Below are 6,123 nucleotides of genomic sequence, written 5' to 3' on the forward strand. Positions count from 1 at the left end.
GCCAGCCTTGGGGTTCCAGTCGGGCAGGCGCTGCGGCCCGGCCGAGACGTGCTCGGCGCGATGCTCTCGCAGCCGCCGGTACGCCCGGTCGATGTCGCTCACGACGATCGCGACGTGCTGGAACGAGCGGTCGTTGCTGCGCGCGTCCGCGGGGATCGGCCGGCCGCGCGGCGCCAGGTATTCCGTCAGCTCGATCGCCTCCTCGCCCAGCCGCAGACGCACGACGCGCATGCGCAGCCCGAAGACGCCCTCGAGGCGCTCGTAGTCCTCGCCCGCCACCTCGACGTCCGAGACGGGCTCGAACCCGAGGACGTCGGTGAAGAAGCGGACGGAGCGGTCCATGTCCGAGACGGTGATCCCGACCGAGTCGACCGCCCGGACGAGCGCCCTGCCCGGCCAGGCAGGCGCCGGGGCCGCGAGGGCGAGCGCGAAGAGCCCGGCGGCGAGAGTGGTGGAGCGCCTCACCCGAGCCGCTCCCGGAGGTGGTCACCGACCCGGAGCGCGTTCGCCATGATGGTGAGCGCCGGGTTCACGGCACAGCTCGAGGGCAAGAAGCTCCCGTCGACGACGTAGAGGTTGTCGACGTCGTGGGCCTTGCAGTTGTGCCCCATCGGGTAGCCCCAGTCAGTAGAGGGGATGTAGAAGTCACAGAGACGGCACGTCTTCTGGCCGTTCCGACCCGCTCCGCGAGCCCTACCACGGCCGTGATGAGCGTCGAGACCCCATTGACAGTGCCCCTCTTGTGCCGGCGCCGTGCAGGCGGGCCGGACGTTCGTACGGTTTTGATGCGGATGGTCGCGGCCGGGTTACGCGCTGGATCGTCCGGGACCCGGCCCGACGTGAAGCGACCTGTTTCATTGGCCGTTGTGCGCGCGAACGGCACGTGCCGCCAATCCGGGGCGCGACGCCGACGCGCGCCGACGGTGCCGCCACCCAGCGCTGCAGACGTCGCCGGCTGGTCGCGACGATCGCGCGGCGGGTCGGGCGGCTGCTGCTCCGCCGCGGGCTCGTCGACGACGGCGATACCATCGAACCGTTGGCCGCCGAGTCGCTCGCGCTCGCCGGACTCGCGAGCGGCCGTGCAGGACCGGGTCGCGCTCGGGCCCCGCGCCGGGGCTCGGGTCGAGCGCCTCGGTTCCGACCCCGACGCCCCCTGGGTCGAGTCGTCGCGGCGAGCGTCATCGCGATGGTCTTGTGGCCCATCAGCTCCTGAACGGTCCGCAGAGGCGAACGGGTGGCGCAGATCGTGCCAGTGGAGGTTCTCGATCCCAGCGTTCGCGGAGCGCCCGCACGTCAGCGATGGCGACGTTGAAGACCGTGCAGCCCCACACCCTCACGTGACTCGGCCCTCGTGGGCAGCGCACGGCGGCCTTGCAGCGCAGGGCGCGTTCGAAATCAACTCGCGCTGGCAGTCCGCACCGGTGGACAGGGTGCTGACCGCGTGCGAAAGGTGCAGGCCACCGAGCAAATGCCGTGGCCGCGGACGATCGTCAGGCGTTGATCGAGTTCCTCGTCGGGCTGGGCGCGTCGGAGGAGGACCTCGCGCAGTATGCCGCCGAGCTTCCCGGGCTCGCATCGGTGCTCGCGCTCCGCCTGGGGCGGCCCACGCTCACGCTGGCGGACATGGCGGCGCGCTCGGGCGTGCCCGTCGAGGTGGTGACGCAGCGCTGGCGGGCGGCGGGCTTCCCTGACCCCGGCCCCGGCGTCCCGGTGGCGAGCGAGGGCGAGGCCGAGGTGTTCACCATGCTCGACGCGGCCGAGAAGCTTTTTGGGCGGGACGCGGTCCTCCAGCTCATCCGCGTGATGGGCCTGGCCACCGCCCGCATCGCCGACGCCGGGGTCTCGGCCTTCCTGGTCAACATCGAGCTGCCGCAGCTGGGAGGCGAGCAAGTGGACCTGGCGGTGGCCAAGGCCAACGCCGAGGCCGTCACCCTGCTGCCGATGCTCTTCCGGGGCATCGAGGTGCTGCTGCGCCGGCACTTCCTTGCCGCCCGCCGCTCGCTCCTGTCCGTCGACCGCCAGGCGGGTGTCGAAGTCCAGCAGCTCGCGGTCGGCTTCGTCGACCTCGTCGGCTCCACCGCCCTTGGCCAGCAGCTCTCGACCGCCGAACTCGGCAGGGCGCTCGGGGAGTTCGAGGTGATCGTCACCGACACCGTGACGGACATGGGCGCGCGGGTGGTCAAGCTGATCGGCGACGAGGTGATGTACTCGGTGGCCGATCCCGTGGTGGCCTGCCGCGTCGCGCTGGCCCTGACCGACGCCTTGCGCGCGCACCCGGCACTGCCACCCGTGCGGGGCGGCATCGCCAGCGGCGCGGTGATGCTGCGCGACGGCGACTGCTTCGGGCCGGTCGTCAACCTGGCCGCACGTGCAGTGAAGCTCGCCCGCCCAGGACACGTGGTGGTATCGAGCGACGTGCGAACGGCGGTGCAGGGCTCGTTCGCGTGCGCGCCGCTACCACCCGCCAGGGTCAAGGGTTTCGACGGCGAGATCGAGCTGTTCGAGCTCACCCGCTAAGCGCGCGCCGTGCTGTCCCCGGCGGAGGGCGGGCCGTCCTACCGGACGTAAGGCGCAATCCCCGAAGTACCGGGCTGCCGACGCTCGGCCGCACTCTGTAGCACTGGTAGTGATCCGCGAGCGCAGGCGCCGACGGCAACGGCGGGCTGCCGAGGTCTTTCGCGGTGGGAACGAGGAGACGGTCGGCTCTGACGTGTCGACCATGAGCGCGCCGAAGTGGTCCACCTCATCGACACCCAGCCGGTAGATGGAGTGCCCACAGCTCCCGTCCGTGAACGCCGTCGGCGGCGGTGAAGAAGAGCGTGCCGCCGACGACCGTCAGGAACTCGGGCCGGGACTCGGTCGGATAGGGCCCGATGTCCTCGACGAGGACGGTGCCGGCCGTCGTGCCGTTGCTCCGCCACAGCTCGGTGCCAGCGAGCCCGTCGGCGGCGGTGAAGAAGAGTAGCCCGCCGCCGTTGACGAGGTATCCGGGGCCACGGAAGGACGGGTCGGGCCCCTGGCGGATGTCCTTCACGAGGACGGTGCCGGCCGCGCTGCCATTGCTCTTCCACAGCTCGGCGCCGCTGACACCATCGAGGGCAACGAAGAACAGCGTGCCGCCCACGTTCGTGAGCTCGGAAGGGAAGGATCCGGCCGAGCCCGGGCGGATGTCCTTGACGAGGACGGTGCCGGCGGTGCCGTCGCTCTTCCAGAGCTCCCGTCCCGCGCTGTACTCCTCCGGGGCGAAGAAGAGCGTCCCGTTCACGTTCGTCAAGAAGTAGATCGAGGTGGCGCTCGCCCCGGGATTGATGTCCTCGACGAGCACGGTGCCGGCCGCCGTGCCGTCGCTCTTCCAGAGCTCCCTCCCCGTGTTCCCGTCGTCCGCGGTGAGGAACAGCGTCCCGTTCACGTTGAGATATGGGCTGGCGTAGGAGCTGTCCGGGCCGGGGCGAATGTCCTTCACGAGGACGGTGCCGGCCGCGGTGCCGTCGCTCTTCCAGAGCTCCCCGCCGGTTGCATCCTGGAAAGCGTCGAAGAACAAGGTCCCATTCACGTTCGTGAGGCCTGATGGGCTGGAACTCGCCCCACCCGGGCGGATGTCCTTGACGAGGACAGTGCCGGCGGCGGTGCCGTCGCTCTTCCAGAGCTCGATGCCGGTGGCGTCGTCGAGAGCCGAGAAGAAGAGTGTCCCGTTGACGTTCGTGAGAAACTGCGGCGAGGAGCCGAGCGCACCCGGGCGGATGTCCTTGACGAGGACGGTGCCTCCTGATGTGCCGTCGCTCTATCCGGCCCCCGGCGCTTCCCCGCGCCCCCGCGCCGCTTCCGCGCGGGCATTGTCTCGGGTGACGGCCCGTTCCCCTGAAGCCGGGACGGTGATAGGAGGGAAGGTGGCTCAGGGAGGCGTCGCGTGCGAGTCGCGCTCGTCGGGATCGTTCTGCTGGTGACCGCCGCCAACCCTGCCGAGGCGCGTCCCCGATGTGGCGAGCTGGCGGGCGACCTGGCCGCGATGGCTGCCGTCGAGACGGACGTCTCGAGCGCCTGTGACTGCTGTGCGCTCGGCACGGCCGGCGAGGTCTGGCGCTGCGCAGCGTCGCTCGCCAAGCAGGCCGTCCGCGAGGGCAGCCTCCGTCGTTGCTGCGCACGCCGTGTGGTCCGGCACGCCATGCTCGCCTGCGAGCCGGCAGGCGGCGCGTCCTGTAGCGGGTGCAACAGCGACAGCGACTGCGGCCCGAACGAGTTCTGCGAGTGTCGCCCGGGGAGCTGTGACGGAACCGGCGGCACGTGCACCGAGCGGCCCGTCGCGTGCACGCAGGAGTACGCGCCCGTGTGCGGCTGTGACGGGAAGACCTACGGCAGCGATTGCGAGCGTCGCGCGGCGGGCGTCTGCAAGCTGCACGACGGCGAGTGCGGCGCGGTGGAGCTCGGGTGCTTCGACACGATCGGGTTCGCGTGCACGGGCGAGGCCTGCGGGCCCGACCACCCATGTCCCGCGTTCAACGTCTACTGCACGCCGCGCTGTGCGCCCCCGACGCCGGGCCCCACCACCACCACTACGACCCTCCCTTCCGGTCCGTGCTCGAGCGACGCCGACTGCGACGACGGTAATCCCTGCACGTTCGACGCCTGCCGGGACGGCGTCTGCCTCCACGAGTGCCGGTGCGTGAGCCCGGGACCCGACGGCGGGATCACTTGCTGCCCTGGACCCGCCGCCGAGTGCCCGCCTACCACCACCACGGTCACCACCACCACGCTGCCCGAACCCTGCGCCCCGGGCGCGTGCACGTACTGGAAGACGTGCGGCTACCCGGTGTGCGGCGGGCCGTTCGACGGACCGATCCCGGGCGTCGAGCCGTGCACCACCCAGAAAGTCGGCGAGCCGTGCTCGACTCGCAACGAGACCTGTGACCCCGGGATCGGCTGTGGCGTGCGCCTGCTCTGCACCGACCATGATCCGGCGGTCGTCTGTCCCATCTCCCGCCGCGACGCGAAGCGCGAGGTCAGCTACCTCGACGACGGCGACCTCGACCGCATGCTGGACGAGGTGCGCCGCATGCGTCTCACGACCTACCGGTACACGAGCGAGCCCCCGGGGGCGCGCGCGCACCTGGGTTTCATCATCGACGACGTCGGCGCGAGTCCCGCGGTCGCGGCCGACGGTGGGCACGTCGACCTCTACGGCTACACGAGCATGGCGGTCGGCGCGATCCAGGCGCAGCAGCGACGGATCGACGCCCTCACGCGCGAGGTGGCGGCGCTCCGCGCCGAGCTCGCCCGGCTGCGGCGGCGGCACTGAACCGTATCGGAGCGAGTCGCAGGTCGGTACCTCGCTCGGGCATCGAGATCGGCGTGGGAGTGATCGGCGGCATCTTCCTCGGCCTCGAGACCAGCGAATGGTCAACTTCCTCACCGCCTTCGGGGCGGTCCTCCTGACCTTCCTCGCCGGCGCCGAGATCGATCCCGACTCCCTGCGCGTTCACCTGAAGGCGGCGCTGGCGATCGGCTTCGTCTCCTTCCTTGCGCCGTTCTCGCCTTGGCCCGAGAAAGGCCGCTAATATTCCCTATCTGCAGGCGCCGAGCATCGCGACGTGAGGTTGCAGCCCACGAGGTTGGCCGCAACTGGGAGAAGAGGTCGTGACGTGCCCTCACCCTCGGACATGGGGTTCTCGGCACTCGCCGCATGGCGATGATCAGTCGGGATCGTCGCGCGGCGAGACGGAACTCGGGTCGAGCAGGTAGGTGCGCATCGCTCCGATTCCCTTGACCTCGACGTCTCGAGGTGTGAACGAATAGCGGTCGCGACAGAGTCGCCAGGTCGATTCAGCGAGCTGAATGCTCCCCGGGCCTCCGGTCGACTCCATCCTGCTGGCGAGGTTCACCGCGTCGCCCCAGATGTCGTAGCTGAACTTCCGATGGCCGATGACGCCGGCCACCGCCGGACCGGAGGCGACGCCCATTCGGAGGCGAATGGGGACACCTGCGGACATTTCCGCCGACCCAACGGTGGCGTGCATCGCGAGCGCCATGTCGAGCGTGGCCGCGGCATGGTCCTGGCGAGGTTCCGGTGCACCGGCGACGACCAGGTAGGCGTCACCGATCGTCTTGATCTTCTCGAGCCCGTACCGC

5 protein-coding genes and 1 pseudogene are annotated in these 6,123 nt (G+C 70.6%); 2 read left to right on the forward strand and 4 right to left on the reverse strand.

The genetic code is table 11. The annotated features are described in order from the left end of the window. A partial coding sequence (locus E6J59_19265) for a glyoxalase (GenBank protein TMB16310.1) occupies nucleotides 1-342 on the reverse strand: 342 nt, incomplete at its 3' end. 119 nt (nucleotides 343-461) lie between these two features. Further along, nucleotides 462-602, reverse strand: a pseudogene (locus E6J59_19270) (GMC family oxidoreductase). 871 nt (nucleotides 603-1,473) lie between these two features. Here E6J59_19270 and E6J59_19275 point away from each other — a divergent pair. Next, a complete protein-coding gene (locus E6J59_19275) occupies nucleotides 1,474-2,517 on the forward strand; it encodes a hypothetical protein (protein ID TMB16306.1) in 1,044 nt (347 codons plus the stop codon). A gap of 226 nt (nucleotides 2,518-2,743) precedes the next feature. Here E6J59_19275 and E6J59_19280 read toward each other — a convergent pair whose 3' ends face one another. Next, on the reverse strand, nucleotides 2,744-3,742 hold the full coding sequence (locus E6J59_19280) for a hypothetical protein (GenBank protein TMB16307.1): 999 nt from the start codon (nucleotides 3,740-3,742) through the stop codon (nucleotides 2,744-2,746). A gap of 165 nt (nucleotides 3,743-3,907) precedes the next feature. Here E6J59_19280 and E6J59_19285 point away from each other — a divergent pair, with 165 nt between their 5' ends. Continuing rightward, on the forward strand, nucleotides 3,908-5,293 hold the full coding sequence (locus E6J59_19285) for a hypothetical protein (protein TMB16308.1): 1,386 nt from the start codon (nucleotides 3,908-3,910) through the stop codon (nucleotides 5,291-5,293). 394 nt (nucleotides 5,294-5,687) lie between these two features. On the opposite strand, the gene E6J59_19290 is transcribed toward E6J59_19285, so the two are convergent. Then, the coding region (locus E6J59_19290; GenBank protein TMB16309.1) for an adenylate/guanylate cyclase domain-containing protein at nucleotides 5,688-6,123 on the reverse strand (436 nt) is incomplete at its 5' end.

It is taken from the genome of Deltaproteobacteria bacterium, assembly GCA_005879795.1.
Classification (GTDB): Bacteria; Desulfobacterota; Binatia; order DP-6; family DP-6; genus DP-6.